Source organism: Streptomyces sp. NPDC052012, from assembly GCF_040689265.1.
GTDB lineage: Bacteria > Actinomycetota > Actinomycetes > Streptomycetales > Streptomycetaceae > Streptomyces.
In genome coordinates, this window is record NZ_JBFAXA010000008.1 from 228,139 (window position 1) to 253,129 (window position 24,991).

A 24,991-nucleotide genomic window follows, 5' to 3' on the forward strand; every position below is an offset into this window, starting at 1 on the left:
AGAAACCTCGTTAATCAAGTTTGACTAATGCTGCCGACGGGGATACCGTCGATCGAGTAGTCAAGATTGACTAGCGAGGGAGTGTCAGTGGCCGACGCGGCGATCACCGTCGAGGGCGCACGCAAGACGTACGGAAACGACAAGCACGGAAAGCCCGCGCTGGACGGGCTCGACCTCACGGTCGCCCGCGGCACGGTGCACGGGGTGCTGGGGCCCAACGGAGCCGGCAAGACCACCCTGGTCCGGATCCTGGCCACCCTGCTGCGGCCCGACGCGGGCCGGGTGGAGGTGGCGGGACACGACGTGGTGCGCGAGGCGTACGCCGTACGCCTGCGCATCGGCCTGCTCGGCCAGCACGCGGCGCTCGACGAGGAACTCGGCGGCCGGCAGAACCTGGAGCTGTTCGGCCGCCTGTACCACCTGGGCACGCGGCGGGCACGCGCGCGTGCGGACGAACTGCTGGAGCGCTTCGGCCTCACCGACACCGGCCGCAAGCCGGTGCGCGCCTACAGCGGAGGCATGCGGCGGCGCCTGGACCTCGCCGCCTCCCTGATCACCGACCCGGAGGTGCTCTTCCTGGACGAACCCACCACCGGCCTCGACCCGCGCGGCCGCGCGGAGGTGTGGGCGTCGGTCCGCTCCCTGGTCGGCGGCGGCACGACGGTCCTGCTCACCACCCAGTACCTGGAGGAGGCCGATCAGCTAGCCGACCGCATCTCGGTCGTGGACACCGGCCGGGTCATCGCGAACGGCACGGCCGACGAGCTGAAGGCGGCCATCGGCGGCGACCGCATCGACGTCGTCCTGCGTGACGCCGGACAGCTGGGCGCGGCCGTCGCCCTGCTGCCCGTGGCGAAGGACGAGGTCACCGTGGACACCGATCGCCGGCTGCTGAGCGCCCCCGTCACCGACCGCATGGCGGCGCTGGCCGGGGTCGTCCACGCGCTGGAGACGGCCGGGATCGAGGCCGAGGACATCGCGCTCCGGCGCCCCACGCTCGACGAGGTGTTCCTGCAGCTCACCGGGCACGACGACCGAGTGAAGGAGGCCGCGTGACCACCTACGCGCTGACCGACTCCTGGACCATGACCCGCCGCGAACTCGCCCGCTGGGGCCGCCAGCCGGTGACGGTCGTGGTCAACCTGGTCTTCCCGGTGATGCTCCTGCTGATGTTCGGATACCTGGTCGGCGGCGGCCGGGGCGTCAGCGGCGAGTATCTCGACTTCCTGGTCCCCGGCATGCTCGCGCTCACCATGGCCTTCGGCCTGGAGGGCACGATGGTCGCCGTCACCCAGGACCTGGGCAAGGGCGTCATCGACCGCTTCCGCTCGATGCCGATGGCCAACGGCGCGGTCCTGGTGGGCCGTTCGGCCGCCGACATGCTTCAGTCCGCGCTCGGCCTGGCGGTGCTGCTCGCCGTCGCCGCCGCGCTCGGCTGGCGCGCGCACGGCGGCCCGGCGGGCTTCCTGGGGGCCGTGGGACTGCTCCTGCTGTTCCGGTTCGCGATGCTGTGGATCGGCATTCACCTCGCCCTGGTGGCCGGAAAGCCGGAGCTGGTGCAGGCCGTGCAGATCCTGGTCTGGCCGGTCGGCTTCCTGTCCAACGCCTTCGCCGCTCCCGAGTCCATGCCCGACTGGCTGGGCACCGTCGTCCAGTGGAACCCCATGTCCCAGACCGCCACGGCCGTCCGTGACCTGTTCGGCAGCCCCGGCGGCGAGCCCGGACACGTCTGGGCCGCCGTCGCCTGGCCCTTGGCGCTGCTGGCGGTGTTCTTCCCGCTGGCGGTGCGCAGATTCGCCCGCCTGAGCCGCTGAGGGACACCCCCTGGCCCGGGGCCTCAATGATGGAAACCGGTCGCCGCGCCCCTGTCCTCGGTGAGGGGGCGCGGCTGCCGGCGCAGCTCCGGCAGGAGGCGGACCAGGTCGTCCTCGAACAGGCCGGCGAGGTCCTCGGAGAAGCCGTTGCGGCACACCAGCCGCAGCACGGACAGGTCCTGGCGGTTCGCCGGGAAGGTGTACGCGGGCACCAGCCAGCCGTGCTCGCGCATCCGCCGGGCCACGTCGAAGACGTCGTACGACGTCACGTCGTCCGCGGTGGTGAAGGCGAGCACCGGCAGCTGGTCGCCCCGGGTCAGCAGCCGGAAGTCGCCCAGCGACTCGATCCGTTCGGCGAGCGAGCGGGCCACGTCCCGCGCGGCCTGCTGCACCGCCCGGTAGCCGTCCCGGCCGAGCCGCAGGAACGTGTAGTACTGCGCCGCGACCTGGGCGCCCGGCCGGGAGAAGTTCAGCGCGAAGGTCGGCATGTCGCCGCCCAGGTAGTTCACCCGGAAGACCAGCTCCTCGGGCAGCGCCGCCGCGTCCCGCCACAGCGCCCAGCCGACGCCCGGGTAGACCAGCCCGTACTTGTGCCCCGAGGTGTTGATCGACGCCACGCGCGGGAGCCGGAAGTCCCACACCAGGTCCTCGTCGAGGAACGGCGCGATCATCGCGCCGGACGCCCCGTCGACGTGCACTGGGATGTCGAGACCGGTGCGCTCCTGCAGGGCGTCCAGCGCCGCGCACAGGTCCGCGACCGGTTCGTAGGAGCCGTCGAAGGTGGAGCCCATGATGCCGACGACCCCGATGGTGTTCTCGTCGCACAGCGCGGCGGCGGCCTCGGGATCCAGATGGAAGCGCTCGCCCTCCATGGGCACCTGACGGGCCTCCACCTCCCAGAAATTGCAGAACTTCTCCCAGCAGACCTGCACGTTGACGCCCATGACGAGATTGGGCCGGGCGCCCCTCGACGGATACCGGTCGGCGTTGCGCAGCGCCCAGCGCCGCTTCAGCGCCATCCCGGCGAGCATGCACGCCTCGCTGGATCCGGTCGTCGAACAGCCCACGGCGGCCGACGGATCGGGCGCGTGCCACAGGTCGGCGAGCATCGCCACGCAGCGCCGCTCCAGCTCGGCCGTGCGCGGGTACTCGTCCTTGTCGATCATGTTCTTGTCCCGGCACTCCGCCATCAGCACCCCGGCCTCCGGCTCCATCCAGGTGGTGACGAAGGTGGCCAGGTTCAGCCGTGCGTTGCCGTCCAGCATCAGCTCGTCGTGCACCAGCTGATACGCCGTCGAGGGCGCCATGGGCGCGTCGGGCAGCCGGTGCTTGGGCGGTGCCCCGGTCATGTCCCCGACGGGGTTCGCCGCCCCCAGGAAGGGATTGACGGACAGGGGACGCTCGTCGTGCTGCGGGCCTTCGTGGAGCGGCATGAGTTCCTCCGGGAGTGCCGGGATCTGCGGATGGTTCCGGTGAGCGTCGAAAGGGGCCGTACGGCGGTCAGCGCACCGCCCTGCCGTCCGGCCGGAGCTGCATCTGCGGGCGCCCGGTCACCAGCAGCCAGGCCGGCAGCGAGGCGAGCACCAGCAACGAGATGACTCCGGGCGAGGTGACCAGGACAGCGGCGACGAAGAGGCTCACCCAGCCCTGCCGGGTGATCGCCAGCAGCATCCCGAGCACCGCGGCCGACACACCCACCGCCAGATGCACCTCGGGCACCAGGGCGTGGGCGCACAGTCCGAGAGCGGTGCCGACGAACACGGCCGGGAAGATCCGCCCGCCCCGGAAGCCGCACGAGGCGGCGACGAGCAGCGCGGCCAGCTTCACCACCGTCATCGTGGCGAACTCGCCCGCCGACCAGCCGCCGGGATCCCGGGCCAGCTCCGTCATCTCGTCGAGCCCCTTGAAGAGCGTCAGGTGCCCGCCCAGCGCCGCCAGGGCGCCCAGCACCACGCCGCCCGCCGGAAGCATCAGCATCGGGTGCCGCAGCCGCCGGAAGACGCCGTGGACGTAGGGGAAGGCGTACACGGCGCACATGCCGAGCGCCGCGCCCGCCACCGCGATCGTCAGGGCGGCGAGCAGATCGGTCCAGCCCGGGTGGCCGAACGCCGGCAGGTCCAGATCGAAGCTCGGCGCGGCCAGCAGCGTGATGGTGAGCGCACCGGCCGCCGCCGCGATCAGCGGCGCGAAGAGGCTGTCCCACAGCTGCCCCTTGATCCGCTGCCCGGCCAGCGCCTCGGAGATGATCAGCGCGGCGGCCACGGGCGTACCGAACAGCGCCCCGATCGTCGCCGCCTCCGCCAGCACCACCCAGCCCTTCTCCGGGGCCTCCGGGAAGGCCTTGGCGCCCAGCCAGACCGCGAGGGACACGTTCACGGCGATGATCGGGTTCTCCGGGCCGAGGCTCGGCCCGCCCGCCAGCATCAGTCCGGTGACCAGCAGCAGGCCCGGGAGCACCGCCGGGTGCAGCACGGGCGCGTCGAGTCCCGTCGTCGCGGGGTCGGGGCCGGCGTGCCCCGGCGCCTTCCACACCAGGAGACCGACCGCGATCCCGGTGGCGAGGAGCACCACGAACATCCACAGCACGGAGTACCGGCCGACCCCGAGCGCGTCCGGCAGGTCCTGCCACAGCACGTGCTCCAGTTCCTCGGCCGCGACCTCCACCCCCAGCAGCAGCAGGCTCGCCGCCACTCCCACCAGCAGAGCAGGGACGATGGTGGGCAGCAGGGCGCGCGCCGGTGTCGCCGGGGTGGAGGAGGGCGCCTGCTCGCTGTGCTGGACCACCCGCACACGATAAGGGGGCCAAGTGGACATTCCCGGCGCGACATCGCGGCGTGCGGCGGCCACGGGAAAACGGGCTTGCACCTCACGTCACGTGAGGACCCATCGTGAAGTGCGTACCGAGAAGGGAGCGGAAGTGAACTACTCCGTCGGACAGGTGGCCGGCTTCGCCGGGGTCACGGTGCGCACCCTGCACCACTACGACGACATCGGCCTGCTCGTCCCGAGCGAGCGCAGCCACGCGGGGCACCGGCGTTACAGCGACGCCGACCTCGACCGGCTGCAGCAGATCCTGTTCTACCGGGAGCTCGGCTTCCCGCTCGAGGAGGTCGCCGCGCTGCTCGACGACCCGGCCGCGGACCCGCGCGCGCACCTGCGCCGCCAGCACGAGCTGCTGACCGCCCGGATCGAGAAGCTGCAGAAGATGGCGGCGGCCGTGGAGCACGCCATGGAGGCACGCACGATGGGCATCAACCTCACGCCCGAGGAGAAGTTCGAGGTCTTCGGGGACTTCGACCCCGACCAGTACGAGGGGGAGGTGCAGGAACGCTGGGGCGACACCGACGCCTACCGGCAGTCCCAGCAGCGCACCGCCTCCTACACCAAGGAGGACTGGCAGCGGATCCAGCGCGAGGCCGACGAGCTCACCCGGCGGTTCGTCGCGCTGATGGAGGCCGGTGAGTCGGCGGACTCCGAGGCGGCGATGGACGCCGCCGAGGAGCACCGCCAGGGCATCGCCCGCAACTACTACGACTGCGGGCACGAGATGCACACCTGCCTGGGCGAGATGTACGTCAACGACGAACGTTTCACGCGAAACATCGACAAGGCGAAGCCCGGTCTCGCCGCCTACATGCGGGACGCGATCCTCGCCAACGCCGTCCGGCACACCGCGTGATCCCTGGCCCGGGGTCAGTCCCGGGCCAGGACCACCGCCGTCCCGTAGGCGCACACCTCCGTGCCGACGTCCGCCGCGTCCGTCACGTCGAAGCGGAACGCCAGCACCCCGTTCGCCCCACGCGCGCGTGCCTGCTCGACGAGCCGCTCCATGGCCTGGTTGCGGGTCTCCACCAGCGTCTTGGTGAGCCCCTTGAGCTCACCGCCGACCAGTGACTTCAGCCCGGCCCCGATCTGGCTCCCCAGGTGCCGGGAGCGCACGGTCAGCCCGAAGACCTCACCGAGGACCTCCTGCACCCGGTAGCCGGGGACGTCGTTCGTCGTGACCACCAGGACGTCGGGCTCGGGGCCCTGTCCACCGCCGTATTCTTCGATGCCCATGGTCCACAGGTTTGCTCAGGGCAGGGCACAGTGCATCCTGGGTACGCCCATGGAACCCGGGCCGCGGCGGCTGCGTTGATAATTTGGGCAGCCAGCCCTTGCCCATCCCCCCAAGCAGCAGGAGCCACAGCCCCGTGACCACCCTTGCGCTCGGCCCCGAGTGGCTGAGCCCGGACTACCTGATCGAGACCTTCAGCCTTCCCGGCATCCTGCTGATCGTCTTCGCCGAGTCCGGACTCTTCGCGTTCCTGCCCGGCGACTCCCTGCTGTTCACGGCGGGCCTCTTCGTGGCCGAGGGCAACTACATCAGCCAGCCGCTGTGGCTGGTCTGCACGCTCATCGTGATCGCCGCGGTCGTCGGCGACCAAGTCGGCTACATGATCGGCAAGTTCTTCGGCCCGAGAATCTTCAACCGCCCCAACTCCAGGCTCTTCAAGCAGGAGAACCTGGAGAAGGCCCACGAGTTCATGGAGAAGTACGGCCCGAAGGCGATCGTCCTGGCCCGCTTCGTCCCCATCGTGCGCACCTTCGCCCCCATCGTGGCCGGCGCCGGCCGCATGAAGTACCGCACGTTCCTGACGTACAACGTGATCGGCGGTATCGCCTGGGGCTCGGGCGTCACGTGCGCCGGCTACTGGCTCGGCCAGATCGAGTTCATCAAGACCAACGTCGAGGCGATCCTGGTCCTGATCGTCTTCCTGTCGGTGGTCCCGATCATCATCGAGTACCTGCGGGAGCGCGGTAAGAAGAAGCGAGCCGCCGCGGCCCAGCCTCCGGCAGCACCTCACCAGCAGCCCCCGTACCCCGTGATGGACGAGCCCACGACCCAGCTGCGCCGCATCGACCCCCAGCAGCCGTACGACCGGCGCTACTGAACGCAGGGCGACGCCCTCAGGGGCGCGGGGAACTGCGCGAGCAACCCACCACAACCCGCAGCCGCCCACGAACCGCGCCTCGAACTCCCAGGCACCGTTTCTCAGAATCCCCGCGTCCGCTTGGCCGCCCGGCGCTTCTCGGCGGAGCCGATCCGCAGGAACATCCGCGAGATCTCCGACCCGAGATTCACCCCGATCGCGATGGCCATCGCCAGCGCCACCGCCTGCGTGAGATACACCAGCCCCGCGTCGACCTCGTTCTGCGCGATCGCCAGCAGCCCGAAGTACGTCGCCGAACCCGGCAGCAGCGGCCCGATCGCCGCGGTCGTGTACGGCAGGGCCGACGCGAACCGGTACCGCGCCAGCAACTGCCCGAACAGCCCGACCACACCCGCCGCCGCTGCCGTGGAGGCGACGGGCGAGATGCCACCGGCGTAGTGCATCGCGCCGTACACCACCCAGGCGACCCCGCCGTTGAGGGTCACCATCAGCACCGTGTGCCGCTCCTGCTGCAACAGCACCGCGAACGTCAGCGACAGCAGCATCGACGCGAGGATCTGCCACACCGGCCGCTCGGACAGCACCAGCGCCGCGTCCGGGTTGAGCTCGGCGCCCAGCTGCACGCCGAAGTACAGCACCACCAGCACCCCGGCCACGATGCCGACGAAGAAGTACAGGACCTCCAGCAGACGCGCCGACGCGGTGATGTAGAAGCCGGTCAGCCCGTCCTGCACGCCCGCCACCAGGGCCCGCCCGGGCAGCAGCGCGAACAGCCCACCGGTGATCACCGCGGAGGCGGTCACGTCCGCGTGCGCCAGCGTCAGCGTCACCCCGATCGCGGCGGGCGGCATCGCGGCCACCGTGAACTGGTAGAACTCCGGCAGCCCGCGCCCCGCGCACAGCCACGCCAGCCGGTCGCCGAGCATCGCGCCGATCGCGGCGGCGACGAACACCAGGGGGCCACCACCGACCAGCACCGAGGCCGCGCCCGCGAGCAGCCCGCTCGCCACCGTCAGCACCCAGCCGGGGTACGGGTGCCGGTTGCGGCGGATCTCCGCGAGCCGCCGGTAGGCCTCCTCCAGGGAGATGTGCGTCTCGTCGTCGCTGAGGTCGTCCACCAGCTGGTACACGGCCGCGAGGCGCGTGTAGTCGGTGCCCCGGCGGCGCACCGTGCGCGACGCGGTCACCGGGTCGTCCACCAGTGACGGCTGGTACGAGATCGACAGCAGGGTGAAGGTGACGTTCGGTTCGCAGCGGTCCAGCCCGTAGGAGCGGCACACGGCGAACATCGCCGCCTCGACGTCCTCCGCGCCCTCACCGCCCGCGAGCAGCAGCTCGCCGATACGCAGCGTCAGGTCGAGCACGCGCGGGACGGCCGGGCCGCCCTCCTCCGGCTTCGGAGTCGCCTTCTCCGGCGCCGGACGCTCGGCCACCGGCATGCGCAGCATGGTCCGCATCCGGTCCTGCCAGGGCACGTCCTTGGTCAGGCTGACCACCGGCACGCCGCCGGCCGGGGTGAAGGCGGGAGGCGGCTGCTTCGCGCTGTACGTCCTCGGCGGGCTGAACGCGGAGCCTTCCGCGTCGGCCGGGTGTGTTGGGGCCACGTCCAGCCCCTCCGGGATCGCGAACTCGGAGGTGGTCTCGGACTCGCCCCCGGGCCCGGTCCTGGGGACCGCCAGCCCTTCCGGGATCGCGAACTCCGAGGTGATCTCCGACTCGCTCTCCACCGGGGACGGCAGACCCGCCGGAGGCGTGAACGCACTCCTCGCCTCGTCCGACTGCGGCTTGCGGTCCTCCGCGTCCGTCACCTGCGTAGCGCTCCCTGTACGACACCGGTCGGTCAGCCTGCTCCGTAGAGGCCCCTGCCCCGTCAAGCCTCAGTATGCGCACGCACAGCGAAACGGGCCGCACGCGCACGCGTACGGCCCGTCTCACGGCTCACGCCGTGGGAGACCTCAGTGGTGGCCGCCCTGCTCCTTGAAACGCTTGTAGGACCGCTCGATCTCGGCCTCGGCGTCGGTGCGGCCCACCCAGTTGGCGCCCTCGACCGACTTGCCGGGCTCCAGGTCCTTGTAGACCTCGAAGAAGTGCTGGATCTCCAGGCGGTCGAACTCCGACACGTGGTGGATGTCCCGCAGGTGCTCCACGCGCGGGTCCGTCGCCGGGACGCACAGCAGCTTGTCGTCGCCACCGGCCTCGTCCGTCATCCGGAACATGCCGATCGCGCGGCACTTGATCAGGCAGCCCGGGAACGTCGGCTCGTCGAGAATGACCAGCGCGTCCAGCGGGTCGCCGTCCTCGCCGAGGGTGTTCTCGACGAAGCCGTAGTCGGTCGGGTAGGCGGTCGAGGTGAAGAGCCGACGGTCCAGGCGGATCCGACCCGTCTCGTGGTCCACCTCGTACTTGTTCCGCGAACCCTTCGGGATCTCGATCGTGACGTCGAACTCCACCGGACGCTCCTCCATGATCAGCACATAGTTCTGGTGGTTAAGTGTCCCTCACGCAGGTGTGTGATCGCGAAAGGGGCTGGTGGTCGTGCCAGAGCTGAGGCCTTGGCGGGCCGCGAGACCGCATGTCGTGCGGATCGCGCACGCCGTACGACCGTCTCTCGCACGCGTGGGCACCACCGTGCGACGGTCGACCGGCACCGGATCGCCGCAGGTCAGGCGGGTCTCCCAGCCGAAGACCTGGCAGTTCACCGCGACCGCCGCCACCGCCGGTCTGGCGCTGGCCGCCGGGGTGGTGACCGCCGCCGGGCCCTGGGACTCCTCGGGTCAGCGTACGGCCGAGCGGGACCGCGCCGTGACCCTGGAAGCCGCGCGTGGCACAGATCACGGCAGCACACGCGGCAACGCCGGCACCCCGCCCCGCGAGCCCCGTACGCCCCCCAGCGCCCCCTCCGTGCTCACCGGCCTCGGCGGCACCGCCACCACCGTGAAGTCGGCGCCCGGCGGAAAGGCCCTCGCGGCCGTCCTCGACCCGCTGCTGAAGGACCCGGCACTCGGCCGCCGCTCCGCCTCGGTCGTGGACGTGGCCACCGGCCGACGCCTCTACGGCACCGGCTCGGGCGACGCGCTCACCCCCGCCTCCACCACCAAGATCGCCACCGCGGTCGCGGCGCTCTCGGCGATGGGCGCCGACCACCGGCTCACCACCCGCGCCACCTTCGAACCGGACACCAAGGAGGTCGTCCTGGTCGGCGGCGGCGACCCCACCCTCACCGCCCGCGAGAAGACAGCCCCGGGCTGGGCGAGCCTGCGCGACCTCGCCGACCGCACCGCCGCCGCCCTCGGCAAGCGCGGCGTGCGCCAGGTGACCCTCTCCTACGACACCACCCTGTACGCCGGCGACAAGCGGCACCCGATCGGCGTCAACCCCAACATCGCCGAGATCAGCCCCCTGATGGCCGACGAGGCGCGCACCGACGACTCCGGCAGCGGCCCCGCCGCCCGCGTCCCGGACCCGGCCGCCGACGCCGCCCGCACGTTCGGCGACCTGCTGAAGAAGCACGGCATCAAGGCCTCGCCCCCCGGCCCGTCGAAGTCCAGCACGCGCGCGTCCACCCTCGCCACGGTCTCCTCGCCCCCGCTCGCCACCCTCGTCGAGCGGATGCTGACCAACAGCGACAACGACCTCGCCGAGGCCCTCGCCCGCCACACCGCGATCGCCACGGGCAAGCGCGCGGACTTCCAGGGGGCGGGCGCCGCGGTGCGCGCCCAGCTGCAGAGACTGAAGGTCCCCCTGAAGGGCGCCGTCTTCCGCGACGGCAGCGGCCTCGACCGCCGCGACCGCCTCACCGCCGACCTCCTCACCGCCCTGCTCGTGAAGGCCGCCGACCCCGCCCACCCCGACCTGCGCCCCGCCCTCACCGGCCTGCCCGTCGCCGGCTTCACCGGCACCCTGAGCGGCCGCTACGCCGACGGCGCGGCCGGCGTGGTCCGCGCCAAGACCGGCACGCTCACCGGCGTCAACACCCTCGCGGGCACGGTCGTCGACAAGGACGGCCGCCTGCTGGCCTTCGCCTTCCTGGCCACCGGCACCAGCAGCGCGGGCGCGGCCCAGACCGCCCTCGACAAGGCGGCCACCGCGCTGTCGGCGTGCGGCTGCCGCTGACGTGCGCAGCGCCCGCGCCGGTGCGGTGCGGGCGCCCGGAATGTCACCGGCGGTTCGCTGCCCTGCCCCCGATCGCGGCACTCACGTACGGTTGACGCATGACGAGCATCGGTGGTGCTGCTTCTTCCGGGATGGTCGACTGGAATCTCGCGGTGGCGACCGCGACCCGGCTCATGCGGCCGGGCCCCGACGTGAGCCGTGACGAGGCCAGGGCCGTCGTCGCGGAGCTGCGCCGGCACGCGAAAGCCTCGGAGGGTCACGTCCGGGGCTTCACTCGTCTGGGGACGGAGGAGACGCACGACACCCCCGTCCTGGTCGTCGACCGGCCCGGCTGGGTGCGCGCCAACGTCGCCGGTTTCCGCGAGCTCCTCAAACCGCTCCTCGACAAGATGCAGGAGCGGCGCGGCAGCGGCCCCGGCAACGCCGTCCTCGGCGCCGTCGGCGGCAAGGTCACCGGCGTCGAACTGGGCATGCTGCTGTCCTTCCTGGCCTCCCGCGTCCTCGGCCAGTACGAGACGTTCGCCCCCGCCACCCGTGACCTGCCCGCCGGGGCCGACGGCGGCGGCCGGCTGCTGCTCGTCGCGCCCAACGTCGTCCACGTCGAGCGCGAGCTCGACGTCGACCCGCACGACTTCCGGCTGTGGGTGTGCCTGCACGAGGAGACCCATCGCACCCAGTTCTCCGCCGTGCCCTGGCTGCGCGACCACCTGGAGGGCGAGATCCAGTCGTTCCTGGGGGAGACCGACGTCGACCCCATGACCGTCCTGGAGCGCATCCGCGACGCCGCCCAGTCCCTCGCCGGCAGCCGCCCCGAGGGCGAGGAGGACGACGGCGGACGCTCCCTCGTGGAGATCGTCCAGACCCCCGCCCAGCGCGAGATCCTCGGCCGCCTCACCGCCGTGATGTCCCTGCTGGAGGGCCACGCCGACTTCGTGATGGACGGTGTCGGACCCGAGGTGGTGCCGAGCGTCGCCGAGATCCGCGAGAAGTTCCAGCAGCGCCGCGCCAAGGGCGCCTCCCGCCTGGACCTCGCCCTGCGCAAACTGCTCGGCCTGGACGCCAAGCTCCGCCAGTACCGCGACGGCGAACGCTTCGTCCGCGCGGTCGTCGACGAGGTCGGCATGGACGGCTTCAACCACGTGTGGACCTCGCCCAACACCCTCCCCACCAAGTCCGAGATCTCCAAACCGGCGGACTGGATCACACGGGTGCACCGCAAACCGGAGGCATAAGCTCCGCACCACGGCAGGCGGAGTCCCCTCCAATCACCCGTCCGAGGGACCGTGAGCCATGGGTAGGCGTGCAATGCTCGGGGAACGGCCCGGTTCTGTCACCATCTACACACTCTGCGTGACCGAACCTCGGGCTCACCCCCCGACAACTTCATGAAGGGAACCGGACATGGGTCCCCATCCTGCGGTCGCGGCGATACGCCTGGCAGTCCGCCGCGTCCTCCACGACATCCTCGACGAACACGACCTCAGCGCACACCACCTCAGTGAGCGCAGCCGGACTCCGTCCCGCACCCCGGCGACGGCCTCGCACGAGCGTCCCCCCTCCCCGCTCGTGCTCGTGGCCTGCTCCGGCGGCGCCGACTCCATGGCCCTCGCCTCCGCCCTCGCCTTCGAGGCCCCCCGGCTCGGCATCCGCGCCGGCGGCATCACCGTCGACCACGGCCTCCAGGCAGGCTCCGACCTGCGCGCCGCGGAAGTCGTCCTGCGCCTGAGAGAACTCGGCCTCGACCCGGCCGAGTCCGTCGCCGTGTCCGTCGGCCGCGACGGCGGCCCCGAGGCCGCGGCCCGCGACGCCCGCTACGCCGCCCTCGACGCCGCCGCCGAACAGCACGGCGCCAGCGCCGTCCTGCTCGGCCACACCCGCGACGACCAGGCCGAGACCGTCCTGCTGGGCCTCGCCCGCGGCTCCGGCATCCGCTCCCTGTCCGGAATGGCCGCGGTCTCGGGGGCCGGCGGCCGTTACCGGCGCCCCTTCCTCCAGCTCGACCGGCAGACCGCCCGCAAGGCCTGCATGGTCCAGTCCCTGCCCGTCTGGGACGACCCCCACAACACCGACCCGGCCTACACCCGCTCCCGGCTGCGCCACGAGGGCCTGCCCGCCCTGGAGAAGGCCCTCGGCAAGGGCGTCGTCGAGGCCCTCGCCCGCACCGCCCAGCTCTCCCGCGACGACGCCGACGCCCTCGACGCCTGGGCCTCCCGCGCCGAGGCCGGCGTCCGCGACGCCGACGGCGGACTGGAGTGCGCCGGGCTCTACGCCCTGCCGCCCGCCGTACGCCGCCGCATCCTGCGCCGCGCCGCCATCGAGGCGGGCGCACCGGCCGGTTCGCTGTTCGCCCGCCACATCGAGGAGGTCGACCGGCTGATCACCGGATGGCGCGGCCAGCGGGCCATCAATCTCCCCGGCAAAGTCGTCGCCCGGCGGCAGGGTGGCAGACTGGTGATTCGGCAAGGCTGAATCCGTACCCCCTCGGCGACGCCGCGGACGGGGCCGGACAGCCGGTGGGACGACCGAAAGTGATGCGGGTGGACGCGAAAGACATGGGTGCCGACCTCGAGAAGGTGCTCATCACCAAGGAAGAGATCGACGCGAAGCTGGCCGAGTTGGCCGCGAAGATCGACGCGGAGTACGCGGGCAAGGACCTGCTGATCGTCGGTGTGCTCAAGGGCGCGGTGATGGTCATGGCCGACCTCGCCCGGGCGCTGTCCACCCCCGTCACGATGGACTGGATGGCCGTATCCTCGTACGGGGCGGGCACCCAGTCCTCCGGTGTGGTGCGGATCCTCAAGGACCTCGACACCGACATCAAGGGCAAGCACGTCCTCATCGTCGAGGACATCATCGACTCCGGCCTGACCCTGTCCTGGCTGATCTCCAACCTCGGCTCGCGCGAGCCCGCATCCCTCAAGGTGTGCACGCTGCTGCGCAAGCCCGAGGCCGCGAAGGTCGCCATCGACGTGGAATGGGTCGGATTCGACATCCCCAACGAGTTCGTCGTCGGCTACGGCCTCGACTACGCCGAGAAGTACCGCAACCTCCCGTTCGTCGGTACGCTCGCGCCTCACGTCTACGGCGGCTGAGCCCGAAGGGCCCATGCGCCGGACGGTGATCGGGAACCCCGGCGGGCTCCGCGCCGTTGGAGCATGCGTAGACGCGATTGCCAGTCGTCCCGCGCAGCTTCGGGGGACAATGCTGGGGTACCGTCCGAAGAACAGCCTTTATCAAACTCACTATGGCAGGAGGGACGGGGCGGCACCGCTCCGTATGGATGGACGTGAAGCGATACTTCCGTGGGCCGGTCATGTGGATCGTGCTGGCCGTCCTTGCCGTGGTCGTGTTGATGCAGGTCGTCGGCTCGTCCGGCGGCTACAAGACGGTGGACACGGGCCAGGTTGTCCAGGCGATCAATGAGAACAAGGTCGAGTCGGCCAAGCTGACCACCGGCGACGAGCAGACCATCAAGGTCTCGCTCAAGGACGGCGAGAAGGTCGAGGGCAGCTCGAAGATCCAGGCGAGCTACATCGGCGACCAGGGCGTCACCATCGCCGGCACGCTGCAGAACAAGTTCGAGAACGAGCAGATCCCGGACGGCTACACGGTCTCGCCGTCCAAGCAGAACCCGTTCGTGAGCATTCTGCTGTCCCTGCTCCCCTTCGTCCTCATCGTGGTCGTCTTCCTGTTCCTGATGAACCAGATGCAGGGCGGCGGCTCCCGTGTCATGAACTTCGGCAAGTCCAAGGCGAAGCTCATCACCAAGGACACGCCGAAGACGACGTTCGCCGACGTCGCGGGCTCGGACGAGGCCGTCGAGGAGCTCCACGAGATCAAGGAGTTCCTGCAGGAACCGGCGAAGTTCCAGGCCGTCGGCGCCAAGATCCCCAAGGGCGTGCTGCTCTACGGCCCGCCCGGCACCGGCAAGACCCTGCTCGCGCGTGCCGTCGCGGGCGAGGCCGGTGTCCCCTTCTACTCGATCTCCGGTTCCGACTTCGTCGAGATGTTCGTCGGTGTCGGTGCCTCCCGAGTCCGTGACCTGTTCGAACAGGCCAAGGCCAACGCCCCCGCGATCGTCTTCGTCGACGAGATCGACGCGGTCGGCCGCCACCGCGGCGCCGGCCTCGGCGGCGGTCACGACGAGCGCGAGCAGACCCTGAACCAGCTGCTCGTCGAGATGGACGGCTTCGACGTCAAGGGCGGCGTCATCCTCATCGCCGCCACCAACCGGCCCGACATCCTCGACCCGGCCCTCCTGCGCCCCGGCCGCTTCGACCGGCAGATCGCCGTCGACCGCCCGGACATGCAGGGCCGTCTGGAGATCCTCAAGGTCCACCAGAAGGGCAAGCCGGTCGCGCCCGACGTCGACCTGTCGGCCGTCGCCCGCCGCACCCCCGGCATGACCGGTGCGGACCTGGCCAACGTGCTGAACGAGGCCGCGCTTCTGACCGCCCGCAGCGACCAGAAGCTGATCGACAACAAGATGCTGGACGAGGCGATCGACCGCGTGGTCGCGGGCCCGCAGAAGCGGACCCGGATCATGTCGGACAAGGAGAAGAAGATCACCGCGTACCACGAGGGCGGACACGCCCTGGTCGCGGCGGCCTCCCCGAACTCCGACCCGGTCCACAAGATCACGATCCTCTCCAGAGGCCGCGCCCTCGGCTACACGATGGTCCTGCCGGACGAGGACAAGTACTCGACCACGCGCAACGAGATGCTCGACCAGCTCGCCTACATGCTGGGCGGCCGGGCGGCCGAGGAACTGGTCTTCCACGACCCGACCACCGGTGCCGCCAACGACATCGAGAAGGCCACCAACCTGGCCCGCGCGATGGTCACCCAGTACGGCATGACCGAGCGTCTCGGTGCGATCAAGTTCGGCGGCGACAACACCGAGCCGTTCCTCGGACGTGAGATGGCTCACCAGCGCGACTACTCGGAAGAGGTCGCCGCGCTGGTCGACGAAGAGGTCAAGAAGCTCATCGAGACCGCGCACAACGAGGCGTGGGAGATCCTCGTCGAGAACCGCGACGTCCTCGACAACCTCGTGCTCGCCCTCCTGGAGAAGGAGACGCTGGGCAAGGAGGAGATCGCCGAGATCTTCGCCCCCATCGTCAAGCGCCCGCCCAGGCCCGCCTGGACCGGCTCCTCCCGCCGTACACCGTCCACCCGCCCGCCGGTCCTCTCCCCCAAGGAGCTGGCCCTGACGAACGGGGCGAACGGCGCGACGCCGCAGGCGATCACCACCGCCAAGAGCACCGCGGCGGAACCCGCCCCGGCGCCCGAGCGGACCCCGGAGGACCGCCCGGAGAGCTGAGCCGACCGGCTCCCCGGCGGCCCCACCCGGCCCGGAATGGATGCCGCGCCCCCCTGGTTCTAGCCTGGGGGGCGCGGCATTTGCGTACCCGCAGTTGAGACGCGTGCCCGGCACACGCGCAGGCACAGGAACGAGGCACCACATGACCGACCCCGTGACGCTGGACGGCCAGGCCCCTCTCGGCGAGTTCGACGAGAAGCGGGCGGAGAACGCCGTACGCGAACTCCTGATCGCGGTCGGCGAGGACCCGGACCGCGAGGGCCTGCAGGAGACACCGGCGCGGGTGGCTCGGGCGTACAAGGAGATATTCGCGGGCCTGTGGCAGAAGCCGGAGGACGTGCTGACGACGACGTTCGACATCGGTCACGACGAGATGGTGCTGGTGAAGGACATCGAGGTGTACAGCACCTGTGAACATCATCTGGTGCCGTTCCGGGGCGTGGCGCACGTCGGCTACATCCCGTCGACCAGCGGGAAGATCACCGGCCTGTCCAAGCTGGCGCGGCTGGTGGACGTCTACGCCCGGCGACCGCAGGTGCAGGAACGACTCACCACGCAGATAGCCGACTCCCTGATGGAGATCCTGGAGCCGCGTGGCGTCATCGTGGTCGTGGAGTGCGAGCACATGTGCATGTCGATGCGCGGGATCCGCAAGCCCGGCGCGAAGACCCTCACCTCTGCGGTGCGCGGCCAGCTGCGGGACGCGGCGACGCGCAACGAGGCGATGAGCCTGATCATGGCGCGCTGAGCCGGCGCACCGAGCCGCGCGCCGCCGCCCGCCGACGCGGAGGCGGCGCTCACGCCGCCGGAGCTGCCCCCGGGGTGTCGTCGTCCTCGTCCTCCGGGAGTTTGCAGACGCGTTCCAGGTAGAGGGCGGCCGCTATGACGGCGATGCCCGCGAGGACCGAGAAGCCGGCGTAGATGGCCTGGTCGCGGCGGGCGGGGATCTCCAGGGACTCCAGGAGGAAGACGCCGACGCCGCCGTACATGCCGGCGACGAGGGCGGCGACCAGGGCGCTGGCCTGGCCGAAGACGACCGCGCGGGCCGCCATCAGGGGGTCGACGCCCTTGGCCTCGGGCCTGCGTTCACGCTGGGCCTTGAGCCGGGCGCGCAGGGACAGCGCCGTGGCCGCGAGGACCACGGCGATCAGGGCGAGGACGATGGGCGCGGCCACGGGGACGCTCGGGAGGGTCCCGAGGGAGTTCCAGAGGCGGGCGCCCGCCCAGGACAGGATCCCGGCGACGACGAAAACGCCGGCCAGCACCCTGATGCGCAGCTCTCTCACGGTGTCCCTTCCCCGGCACTTGGTCGTGTCGACCTTAACGGCTATTCGGGCAGCCGGAGTTCCAGGTCCGGGCGCTGAGTGACGCCTTGGCGGGTGATCGCGTCCAGCAGCTGGGTGACCGGGCCGCGGCCGGGGAGCTCGGCGTCGGGGTCGACGTCGTGCCAGGGGGCGAGGACGAAGGCGCGTTCGTGCGCGCGGGGGTGGGGGAGCGTGAGGTGCGGATCGTCGGAGAGCAGGTCCGCGTAGGCGACGATGTCCACGTCCAGGGTGCGCGGGCCCCAGCGCTCGTCGCGGACCCGGTGGAAGGCCTCCTCGACCGCGTGGGCCCGCTCCAGCAGGGAGGACGGCGGCAGCGTGGTCTTCAGGACCGCGACCGCGTTGAAGTACGAGGGCTGGCTGCCGGGCTCGACGCCCCACGGCTCCGTCTCGTACACGGGCGAGACGGCCTTGACGCGGATGCCCGGGGTGTCCTCCAGGGCGTCGATGGCCCCCTGGAGGGTCTCCAGGCGGTTGCCCAGGTTGGCGCCGAGGGAGACCACGGCTCGCTTGGGGTTCTGCAGGGTGGCGTCGGCGGCGTCGACCTGCTCGACCACGGAGGCGGGTACGGGCTGGACGGTCGGGTCGGTGTGGCCCTGGGTGAACGGCCTGGTCATACGCGGCTCCGGGTGATGGTGACGGTCACGTCGTCGAAGGGCACGGTGATCGGGGCGTCCGGTTTGTGGACGCACACCTCGACCTCCCGCACCCCGTCGTGCTTCAGACAGACCTGGGCGATGCGCTCGGCGAGCGTCTCGATGAGGTTGACGGGCTCGCCCTCCACGACGGCCACGACCTCCTCGGCCACGATGCCGTAGTGCACGGTCTTCGTCAGGTCGTCGTCGGCCGCGGCCGGGCGGGTGTCCAGGCCGAGAACCAGGTCCACGATGAAGGTCTGGCCCTCCTCGCGTTCCTTCGGGAACACACCGTGGTGCCCGCGGGCCCTCAGGCCGCGCAGCGCGACACGATCCACGCGAATCACTCCTGCAGTCGTCGGTCCGGCCGGTCGGTGCCGCGTGCGGGCGGCACACCGGCCTGAGGTCGAATCTACCTGCGGGCACCGACAGCGCCGGGCCGCCGAGGGTGCGGTCCGGGACCGGTGCCGGGAGGTTTCACCCCGCGTTTTCCCTGGAGAGGCCGGGGGCTCACGGGTCGGTAGCGGCCCCTACCCGCGTGGCCGTGATTCCAACCACTTGTCGGTCCGCGCGGGGCGGGGGAGGGGTCACGCGGGGCTGTCGTCGACCGGCGCGTCGTCGGGGGGCGTCTCCTGGTCCTCGTCGTCCTCGTCGGTCTCGGCGAGCACCGGGGAGGCGTGGTGGGACCAGAGCTTCCAGCCGGCGGGTGTGCGCCGGAACACATTGGTGGCGACGACGAGCTGGCCGACCAGGGGGCCGAGCTCCTCGCCCTCCTCGGGGGCGGGGCCACCGCTGAGGATGTTCTCCGTGCAGGTCACCAGGGCGGTGTCGCCGGTGACGGAGACGTGCACGTCGGTGAGGAAGAACTGGATGTAGTCGGTGTTCGCCATGATCACGGCGTACGACCGCAGGACCTCGCCGCGGCCGGTGAGCACCGGCCAGCCGGGGTGCACGCAGGAGACCACGCCGGTGTCGGCGGGGTCGTGGTAGCTCTCGTCGACACCGAGGTCGGCCGGGGTGAGCCAGAGCGACGCGACCTCTTCGAAGTCGCCCCGTTCGAGTGCCTCGTAGTAGGCGGTGTTGGCGGCCTCGACCTGCTCGACGTCGGTGTGGGGCGCGCTCACCGGGCTCCTTCTGCGCCGTGCGCGCCGGGCACGGCGGTTGCGGGGGGCATCGTGCGGGCCTCTTCGACGGCGCGTGCGACGCGTACGGCGTCGGCGGTGGCGCGGACCTCGTGCACGCGGACCGCCCAGGCGCCGGCCTGGGCGGCGAGGGCGGAGACGGCGGCGGTGGCGGCGTCGCGTTCGCGGGCGGGTGGGGGCGCGCCGTCCGGGCCGGCCAGGACGCGGCCGAGGAACCGCTTGCGGGAGGCGGCGACGAGCAGCGGGTGGCCGAGGGTCAGGAGGCGGTCGAGGTGGGCGAGGAGGGTCAGGTCGTGCTCGGCGTCCTTGGAGAAGCCGAGACCGGGGTCGACGATCAGGCGGTCCTGCGCGATGCCGGCCTCCAGGACGGCCTGCACGCGTGCGTGCAGTTCGTCGACGACCTCGGTGACGACGTCCTCGTAGACGCCCCGGACGTTGCCGCCCTCCAGGAAGCCGCGCCAGTGCATGACCACGAAGGGGGCGCCGGCCTCGGCGACGACGCGGATCATGGCGGGGTCGGCGAGGCCGCCGCTGACGTCGTTGACCAGGGCGGCGCCGGACGCGAGGGCCTGTTCGGCGACGGAGGCGCGCATGGTGTCCACGGAGACCGTGACGCCCTCGGAGGTGAGGCCGCGGACCACGGGGATGACGCGCTTGAGCTCCTCGGCCTCGTCGACGCGGGTGGCGCCGGGCCGGGTGGACTCGCCGCCGACGTCGACGAGGTCCGCGCCCTGGGCGACCAGGTCGAGGCCGTGCTTGACGGCGTTCGTCGTGTCGAACCAGCGGCCGCCGTCGGAGAAGGAGTCGGGGGTCACGTTCACGACTCCCATGACCGCGCACCGGTCCCAGTGAGGAAGACCCGCGACGTGAGGGCGTCCGCTGTGATTGCTCATATGTTCAGCGTAGGCCCAGGGGGCGGCGGGGGAGTGCTGCGGCCCGAGCGGGAGCCGGGGACGGGGCGGAGCTTCCGCTCGGGCCGGTCCGGGGGATCAGGCGGCGCGGACGGTGCCTTCCGAGGGGGCGGGTTCCAGGACGGGGCGGTGGGCGCAGGGGCGCGGTGCGGGCGTGCGGCGGCGCAGGAAGCGCGGGAGCGGCACGGCCAGGTTGAGGAAACCTTCCGCCTGCATCGCGGCGAAGCCGATGCGGGGCAGGTCCGCCGAGACCCGGTAGACGACGAAGCGGGGCTCCCAGCGCGGCCGGAACTTGGCGTTGAACTTGTACAGCGACTCGATCTGGAACCAGCGCGACAGGAACAGCAGCAGCCCCCGCCACGCCCGCAGCACCGGCCCCGCGCCGATCTTCTCGCCGCGCGCCAGCGCCGAGCGGAACATGGCGAAGTTGAGCGAGACCCGCTCGATGCCCAGGGCCGGCGCGGCCTGCAGCGCGGCCACGATGAGCAGCTCGTTCATGCCCGGGTCGGCCGCGCGGTCCCGGCGCATCAGGTCCAGGGAGACACCGTCGCCGCCCCACGGCACGAAGTGCAGGATCGCCTTCAGGTCGCCGTACTCACCCGGCTCCGCATCGGCCTTGTGCGCGGTGGCGACGAGACAGTCGCCGTCGGCCGGGTCGCCGACGCGGCCCAGCGCCATGGAGAAGCCGCGCTCGGTGTCGGTGCCCCGCCAGTCGTCGGCGGCGCGGCGGATCCGGTCCAGCTCGGCCTCGCCGAGGTCACGGACACGTCGTACCCGGGTCTCGTAACCGGCGCGCTCGATGCGCTTGACCATCTGGCGCACGTTGCGCATCGCGCGGCCGGCGAGGGAGAAATCCTTGACGTCCACCACCGCCTCGTCGCCGAGTTCGAGCGCGTCGAGTCCGGTCTCACGGGTCCACACCTGGCCGCCCGTCTCCGAGCAGCCCATGACGGCGGGCGTCCAGGAGTGCGCCCTGGCCTCGTCCATGAAGCGCTCGATGGCGCCGGGCCAGGCCTCGACGTCGCCGATGGGGTCACCGCTGGCCAGCATCACCCCGGACACCACGCGGTAGGTGACGGCCGCCTTGCCGCTGGGGGAGAACACCACGGCCTTGTCGCGGCGCAGCGCGAAGTGGCCGAGGGAGTCGCGCCCGCCGTGCTCGGCGAGCAGGGCGCGCAGCCGCGTCTCGTCGTCCTCGGTGAGGCGGGCGGCGGGGTGTTCGGGGCGGAAGGCCAGGTAGACGGTGGTGACGGCGGTGAGCCAGCCGAGGGCGCCGAGACAGAAGGCGACGGTCCAGGAGGTGTCGCCCCGGTAGTCGACCGGCCCTTCGAAGCCGAACAGCCCGTACAGGACGTGGGCGAGCCGGTCCGCGAGGCTCGGATCGCCGACCAGCCGCCCCGGCTGGGCGTTCACGATGACCAGGCCCAGCAGCAGCGAACCGGCCCCCATGAGCACGAAGTTTGCCAGCGCCCGCCACCGGCTGCGCGGGTCGGGCAGCGCGGCGAACTGGTCACGGTGGCGCAGCAGCAGGGTGAGCAGCACGAGCGGGATCAGGACGCCCAACAGCGAGTGCCGGTAGGTGAACTGGGCCACCGCTCCCACCGGGAGCAGGGCGACCGCGGCCCGCCAGGCCCGCCGCTTGCCGCGCTTGAGCCCGTGCGCGAGGAGCAGCAACAGCACGCCGGCGCTGAGCGAGAGCGCCGCGGCGAACGACCCGAGGGCCCCCGGCAGCACCTCCGCGAGGGCGTGCATACGGCTGTGCCGGAAGCGCGGGAACACCCCGGCGGCGATGTCCAGGAGGCCCACCAGTGCGCACGCCCGGCCGACCAGAAGAGGTACGGCCTCGGGGCGCGGCCCGCGCGGCAGCCGGCGCACGCGGCGCAGCACGGCGCTGTCCCGCACGCGCTCCCGCGTACGGGCCGTGGGCTTCGGAACCCGGCCCGACATTTCCTCATCTGTCCTGCCAGACATCGCAATCCTGTAGTTCTGCGAGAGACCTTGGATCCGGTGCCGATCGGGCATCCGGCGACATTGCGCCCTCTAGGACGGTGTCTCGGGGGGAGAGGTTCACTCCGCCCGCCAAAGCCGCCGAACAGGCCGACGACAGCCCGGCGCTGCCCTCGTGACGGAGCGAGGGCGGCGCACGCAGGGCGGAAAGTGCAGGCAGGTACCACCCATGGGTCTCACGAGCGACAAGCTGCTGTGGTCGGTGGTCCTCGCCGCCGCCCTGCTGTTCACCGGCACGGTGTGGCTGTGGCCGCGGCTGGCCCGGCGCACCTGGCGGGCGGTGTGCGGGCGGGTGGGCCTGCTGCTCGCCACCCAGGTGACACTGTTCGCCGCGGCGGGCCTGGCGGCCAATCAGGCGTTCGGCTTCTACGCGGGCTGGGCCGACCTGTTCGGGCAGGAGAAGGACCAGGGCGTCGTCGTCGACCACGCGGCCGGCGGCGCCGCACTCCGCGTGGTCGGCACCGGGCGCGTGCCCGGGGTGACGGGCGCCCGGCCCGAGACGGGGGGCCGCATCGACGAGGTCCGCATCGTGGGCCGTACGAGCCGTATCGCCTCGCCCGCGTACGTGTATCTGCCGCCGGAGTACTTCCAGGCCGAGCACCGGGCCCGCGACTTCCCCGCGTCGGTCGTCCTCACCGGCTATCCGGGCACCGCGCGTGCGCTCGTCGACAAACTGCGCTACCCGCGTACGGCTCTTCAACAGGCCCGGAAAGGCAGGATGGAGCCGATGATCCTGGTGATGCTGCGCCCGACGGTGGCGCCGCCACGGGACACCGAGTGCGTGGACGTCCCCGACGGACCGCAGACCGAGACGTTCTTCGCCGAGGACCTGCCCGAGGCCGTCGGCGGGCACTACCGAGTGACCGGCGGGCGCGGCGCCTGGGGAGTGATCGGCAACTCGACCGGCGGCTACTGCGCCCTCAAGCTCGCGATGCACCATCCCGAGGTGTTCGGCGCCGGGGCCGGACTCTCCGCGTACTACAAGGCGCCGGTCGACCCCACCACCGGCGATCTCTTCCAGGGCGACGAGAAGCGCGAGAACGAAGCCGACCTGGGCTGGTACCTCGAACACCGTCCCGCCCCGGACACTTCACTCCTCGTCAGCAGCAGCAAGAGAGGCGAGACCAACTACAAGGCCACGCTCGACTTCATCGAGAACGTCAAGGCCGCCGAACGCACCCGCATCTCCTCGATCATCCTGGAAAGCGGCGGCCACAACTTCAACACCTGGCGACGAGAGATTCCGGCCGCCCTGGAGTGGCTCGGCAAGCGCCTCGCCGAACCGAAACGATCTTGATAATGGACCACCCTGCCTATTCACGCTCGGACCGTGTTCCCTGATGCGCTGTGAAAGCGCCGGTACGGCTTTGTTTTTACGGGGCGGGGGCCCATCATTCGCCTACGCGCGGTAAGTTTCTGGCCATGCCACGTGGACGTCACCGCCATTCCCCGCCTCTGCACAGGATGCTGCCCCCGTCGGCGATCGCAGGCGTGTCCCTCGTCTGCGCCCTGGGGCCCTGGGTGTTCACGCAACCGACGGTGCTACGCGTCCTGTCCGCGGCCGCGGCGGCCACGGCGGTCACCGGCGCGGTCGTCATGCGGCGCTGGGACACGCAGGCGGGCAAACGCGTCGCCGACCTCACGCGCGCGCGTGCGAGCGACGAGTGGCGTTTCGAGGAGCGGGTTGCCGAACTGGAGGCCGACCTCGACGAGTCGCGCGAGCTGCGCGTCAAACTGGAGCAGCGGCTGCGGGCCAAGCGGGCGGAACTCGCCGGCCTGCGCAACGAACACGCGGCCCTCCTGCGCCGCTACGCCACGGCGGAGGCCGACCGGGCGAGCGTCCTGGAGCAGCGCCGGATGCTCGAGATAGAGGCCGCGGCCCCGGCCCGCGCCCTGCCGGCGGGCACCGGCGCACAGACGGAAGCCGAGAACGAGACCCGCACCGACGCCGAGAAGCCGACGGACGACGAGACCCCGGCCGTCTTCTCGCCGGAGGGCTCCCGGCTGTTCCTCCGGGCAGGCGCGGCCCTGGCGCGCTTCGAGAAGGACGACGCCGACGAGACACCGGTCAAGGGCGACGGCAGCCCCGAGGACGACGGCCCCGAGCCCACGAAGAAGGACAGGCCGCAGGAGGACGAGGCGGAGGGGAAGTCCGAGGCGGTCGCCGACCATGACCGCGCGACCGCCGCTCCCACCGACCCGGCGGTACCGGCCCAGCCCGCCCGCCGGTCGGCCGGCCACTACACCGTGCCGACCGCGGTCGCGGTCGTACCGCCGACGGCGCCCGCGCGCCGCCAGGCGCCCGAGGGCGGCTTCGACTTCTTCGGCACGAAGAAGGACGCGGAGCGCTCCGCGCTGGAGGCCGTCCAGAACGAGGACCTCGCGGACGTCGTAGGGCAGGAGGCGCTCGCCCTGCACAAGGCGGAGGCGGAGGCCCGGTTCAAGCCGGCCGACGAGGAGTCCAGGGCCGTGGGCCAGGTCATCGACCTGACGGCCCACGACGAGACGGAACAGATCGACGTACAGGGCCTGCGCAGCGCGGTGTCCTGAACGGCGTGGGACCGCTCGCCCGCGCTTGCGGGGTGCCGCTGCGCCCACCCTCCCCCACTCTCGGCTTCGCTCGAGCGGGGGGCCCCATCGCCCCAGCGGCACGACTGCCCGCAGCTACGCGCGTATGACGGCCCGCAGCCGCCTGCGGCGCGCAAGCGCAGCGGACCGTGGGCGTGCCGCAGCCGCCCGCGGCGGGGAGGGGACGGGGCGGTGGTGTCCGCCCGCAGCGGCTGGCGCGTC

At 71.7% G+C, this 24,991-nt stretch carries 22 protein-coding genes and 1 pseudogene; 12 read left to right on the forward strand and 11 right to left on the reverse strand.

Annotated elements, in window-relative coordinates; genetic code table 11:
• Positions 1–87: 87 nt before the first annotated feature.
• Entirely contained in the window at positions 88–1,056 is a 969-nt protein-coding gene (locus AB0412_RS17165; RefSeq protein ID WP_366403378.1) for an ATP-binding cassette domain-containing protein, read from the forward strand.
• Positions 1,053–1,814 (forward strand): ABC transporter permease, encoded by a 762-nt coding sequence (locus AB0412_RS17170; RefSeq protein WP_366403379.1) that lies wholly within the window; start codon positions 1,053–1,055, stop codon positions 1,812–1,814. The genes AB0412_RS17165 and AB0412_RS17170 overlap by 4 nt, the downstream gene beginning before the upstream one ends.
• 23 nt (positions 1,815–1,837) lie before the next feature.
• Here AB0412_RS17170 and AB0412_RS17175 read toward each other — a convergent pair whose 3' ends face one another.
• On the reverse strand, positions 1,838–3,247 hold the full coding sequence (locus tag AB0412_RS17175) for a glutamate decarboxylase (protein ID WP_366403380.1): 1,410 nt from the start codon (positions 3,245–3,247) through the stop codon (positions 1,838–1,840).
• Between the two features lie 67 nt (positions 3,248–3,314).
• Positions 3,315–4,628 carry an ion channel protein gene (locus tag AB0412_RS17180; RefSeq protein ID WP_366403381.1) on the reverse strand — a complete coding sequence of 438 codons (1,314 nt, stop codon included), beginning with the start codon at positions 4,626–4,628 and terminating at the stop codon, positions 3,315–3,317.
• Positions 4,629–4,731: 103 nt separating this feature from the next.
• On the opposite strand from AB0412_RS17180, the gene AB0412_RS17185 reads away from it, so the two are divergent.
• Positions 4,732–5,493, forward strand: a complete 762-nt coding sequence (locus tag AB0412_RS17185; protein ID WP_366403382.1) for a MerR family transcriptional regulator — start codon at positions 4,732–4,734, stop codon at positions 5,491–5,493.
• Positions 5,494–5,507: 14 nt separating this feature from the next.
• Here the strand turns inward: AB0412_RS17185 and AB0412_RS17190 are convergent, their stop codons facing one another.
• Positions 5,508–5,873 (reverse strand): YbjQ family protein, encoded by a 366-nt coding sequence (locus AB0412_RS17190; RefSeq protein WP_366403383.1) that lies wholly within the window; start codon positions 5,871–5,873, stop codon positions 5,508–5,510.
• A 134-nt stretch (positions 5,874–6,007) separates the two neighbouring features.
• Here AB0412_RS17190 and AB0412_RS17195 point away from each other — a divergent pair.
• Positions 6,008–6,745 (forward strand): annotated as a pseudogene (locus AB0412_RS17195) (VTT domain-containing protein); the annotation flags it as partial.
• Between the two features lie 104 nt (positions 6,746–6,849).
• On the opposite strand, the gene AB0412_RS17200 reads toward AB0412_RS17195, so the two are convergent.
• Positions 6,850–8,556 carry a threonine/serine exporter family protein gene (locus AB0412_RS17200; protein WP_366403384.1) on the reverse strand — a complete coding sequence of 569 codons (1,707 nt, stop codon included), beginning with the start codon at positions 8,554–8,556 and terminating at the stop codon, positions 6,850–6,852.
• Between the two features lie 147 nt (positions 8,557–8,703).
• Positions 8,704–9,198 (reverse strand): inorganic diphosphatase, encoded by a 495-nt coding sequence (locus AB0412_RS17205; protein ID WP_366403402.1) that lies wholly within the window; start codon positions 9,196–9,198, stop codon positions 8,704–8,706.
• A gap of 79 nt (positions 9,199–9,277) precedes the next feature.
• Between AB0412_RS17205 and dacB the strand changes: the two genes are divergently transcribed.
• The 6 genes from dacB to folE all read left to right on the forward strand — a co-directional run bounded on the left by dacB (position 9,278) and on the right by folE (position 16,932).
• Entirely contained in the window at positions 9,278–10,861 is a 1,584-nt protein-coding gene (dacB, locus tag AB0412_RS17210; protein ID WP_366403385.1) for a D-alanyl-D-alanine carboxypeptidase/D-alanyl-D-alanine-endopeptidase, read from the forward strand.
• 98 nt (positions 10,862–10,959) lie between these two features.
• Positions 10,960–12,093: a zinc-dependent metalloprotease gene (locus tag AB0412_RS17215; RefSeq protein WP_366403386.1), complete on the forward strand. Its 1,134-nt coding sequence runs from the start codon at positions 10,960–10,962 to the stop codon at positions 12,091–12,093.
• A gap of 169 nt (positions 12,094–12,262) precedes the next feature.
• Positions 12,263–13,330: a tRNA lysidine(34) synthetase TilS gene (gene tilS, locus AB0412_RS17220; RefSeq protein WP_366403387.1), complete on the forward strand. Its 1,068-nt coding sequence runs from the start codon at positions 12,263–12,265 to the stop codon at positions 13,328–13,330.
• A gap of 62 nt (positions 13,331–13,392) precedes the next feature.
• Positions 13,393–13,953 carry a hypoxanthine phosphoribosyltransferase gene (gene hpt / locus AB0412_RS17225; RefSeq protein ID WP_260825569.1) on the forward strand — a complete coding sequence of 187 codons (561 nt, stop codon included), beginning with the start codon at positions 13,393–13,395 and terminating at the stop codon, positions 13,951–13,953.
• 188 nt (positions 13,954–14,141) lie between these two features.
• Positions 14,142–16,184: an ATP-dependent zinc metalloprotease FtsH gene (gene ftsH / locus AB0412_RS17230; protein WP_366403403.1), complete on the forward strand. Its 2,043-nt coding sequence runs from the start codon at positions 14,142–14,144 to the stop codon at positions 16,182–16,184.
• Between the two features lie 142 nt (positions 16,185–16,326).
• Complete coding sequence (folE, locus tag AB0412_RS17235) at positions 16,327–16,932, forward strand: GTP cyclohydrolase I FolE (protein ID WP_366403388.1); 606 nt, start codon at positions 16,327–16,329, stop codon at positions 16,930–16,932.
• Between the two features lie 49 nt (positions 16,933–16,981).
• Here folE and AB0412_RS17240 read toward each other — a convergent pair whose 3' ends face one another.
• The 6 genes from AB0412_RS17240 to AB0412_RS17265 all read right to left on the reverse strand — a co-directional run bounded on the left by AB0412_RS17240 (position 16,982) and on the right by AB0412_RS17265 (position 22,165).
• Positions 16,982–17,470 (reverse strand): DUF3180 domain-containing protein, encoded by a 489-nt coding sequence (locus AB0412_RS17240; RefSeq protein WP_366403389.1) that lies wholly within the window; start codon positions 17,468–17,470, stop codon positions 16,982–16,984.
• Between the two features lie 41 nt (positions 17,471–17,511).
• Positions 17,512–18,123: a 2-amino-4-hydroxy-6-hydroxymethyldihydropteridine diphosphokinase gene (gene folK / locus AB0412_RS17245; protein ID WP_366403390.1), complete on the reverse strand. Its 612-nt coding sequence runs from the start codon at positions 18,121–18,123 to the stop codon at positions 17,512–17,514.
• Positions 18,120–18,479: a dihydroneopterin aldolase gene (gene folB / locus AB0412_RS17250; protein WP_366403391.1), complete on the reverse strand. Its 360-nt coding sequence runs from the start codon at positions 18,477–18,479 to the stop codon at positions 18,120–18,122. Before folB ends, folK begins: the two co-directional genes overlap by 4 nt.
• Before the next feature lie 249 nt (positions 18,480–18,728).
• The gene (locus tag AB0412_RS17255; protein ID WP_366403392.1) at positions 18,729–19,265 is read right to left on the reverse strand and encodes a nuclear transport factor 2 family protein; all 537 of its coding nucleotides are present in this window, start codon (positions 19,263–19,265) and stop codon (positions 18,729–18,731) included.
• Entirely contained in the window at positions 19,262–20,176 is a 915-nt protein-coding gene (gene folP, locus AB0412_RS17260; protein ID WP_366403393.1) for a dihydropteroate synthase, read from the reverse strand. The genes AB0412_RS17255 and folP overlap by 4 nt, the downstream gene beginning before the upstream one ends.
• A 96-nt stretch (positions 20,177–20,272) precedes the next feature.
• Positions 20,273–22,165 carry a phosphatidylglycerol lysyltransferase domain-containing protein gene (locus AB0412_RS17265; protein WP_366403394.1) on the reverse strand — a complete coding sequence of 631 codons (1,893 nt, stop codon included), beginning with the start codon at positions 22,163–22,165 and terminating at the stop codon, positions 20,273–20,275.
• A 205-nt stretch (positions 22,166–22,370) separates the two neighbouring features.
• Between AB0412_RS17265 and AB0412_RS17270 the strand changes: the two genes are divergently transcribed.
• On the forward strand, positions 22,371–23,498 hold the full coding sequence (locus AB0412_RS17270) for an alpha/beta hydrolase-fold protein (protein ID WP_366403395.1): 1,128 nt from the start codon (positions 22,371–22,373) through the stop codon (positions 23,496–23,498).
• Between the two features lie 125 nt (positions 23,499–23,623).
• Positions 23,624–24,751, forward strand: a complete 1,128-nt coding sequence (locus tag AB0412_RS17275; RefSeq protein ID WP_366403396.1) for a hypothetical protein — start codon at positions 23,624–23,626, stop codon at positions 24,749–24,751.
• Positions 24,752–24,991: the final 240 nt, after the last annotated feature.

Excerpts from the sequence above, each read along its gene's own strand:
- AB0412_RS17215 (WP_366403386.1), top strand. The coding sequence starts at position 10,960 with ATGACGAGCATCGGTGGTGCTGCTTCTTCCGGGATGGTCGACTGGAAT.
- AB0412_RS17275 (WP_366403396.1), top strand. The coding sequence starts at position 23,624 with ATGCCACGTGGACGTCACCGCCATTCCCCGCCTCTGCACAGGATGCTG.
- ftsH (WP_366403403.1), top strand. The coding sequence starts at position 14,142 with ATGGACGTGAAGCGATACTTCCGTGGGCCGGTCATGTGGATCGTGCTG.
- AB0412_RS17265 (WP_366403394.1), bottom strand. The coding sequence starts at position 22,165 with ATGTCTGGCAGGACAGATGAGGAAATGTCGGGCCGGGTTCCGAAGCCC.
- AB0412_RS17270 (WP_366403395.1), top strand. The coding sequence starts at position 22,371 with ATGGGTCTCACGAGCGACAAGCTGCTGTGGTCGGTGGTCCTCGCCGCC.
- AB0412_RS17180 (WP_366403381.1), bottom strand. The coding sequence starts at position 4,628 with ATGTCCACTTGGCCCCCTTATCGTGTGCGGGTGGTCCAGCACAGCGAG.
- AB0412_RS17175 (WP_366403380.1), bottom strand. The coding sequence starts at position 3,247 with ATGCCGCTCCACGAAGGCCCGCAGCACGACGAGCGTCCCCTGTCCGTC.
- hpt (WP_260825569.1), top strand. The coding sequence starts at position 13,393 with ATGCGGGTGGACGCGAAAGACATGGGTGCCGACCTCGAGAAGGTGCTC.
- tilS (WP_366403387.1), top strand. The coding sequence starts at position 12,263 with ATGGGTCCCCATCCTGCGGTCGCGGCGATACGCCTGGCAGTCCGCCGC.
- folP (WP_366403393.1), bottom strand. The coding sequence starts at position 20,176 with ATGAGCAATCACAGCGGACGCCCTCACGTCGCGGGTCTTCCTCACTGG.
- AB0412_RS17190 (WP_366403383.1), bottom strand. The coding sequence starts at position 5,873 with ATGGGCATCGAAGAATACGGCGGTGGACAGGGCCCCGAGCCCGACGTC.
- folK (WP_366403390.1), bottom strand. The coding sequence starts at position 18,123 with ATGACCAGGCCGTTCACCCAGGGCCACACCGACCCGACCGTCCAGCCC.
- folE (WP_366403388.1), top strand. The coding sequence starts at position 16,327 with ATGACCGACCCCGTGACGCTGGACGGCCAGGCCCCTCTCGGCGAGTTC.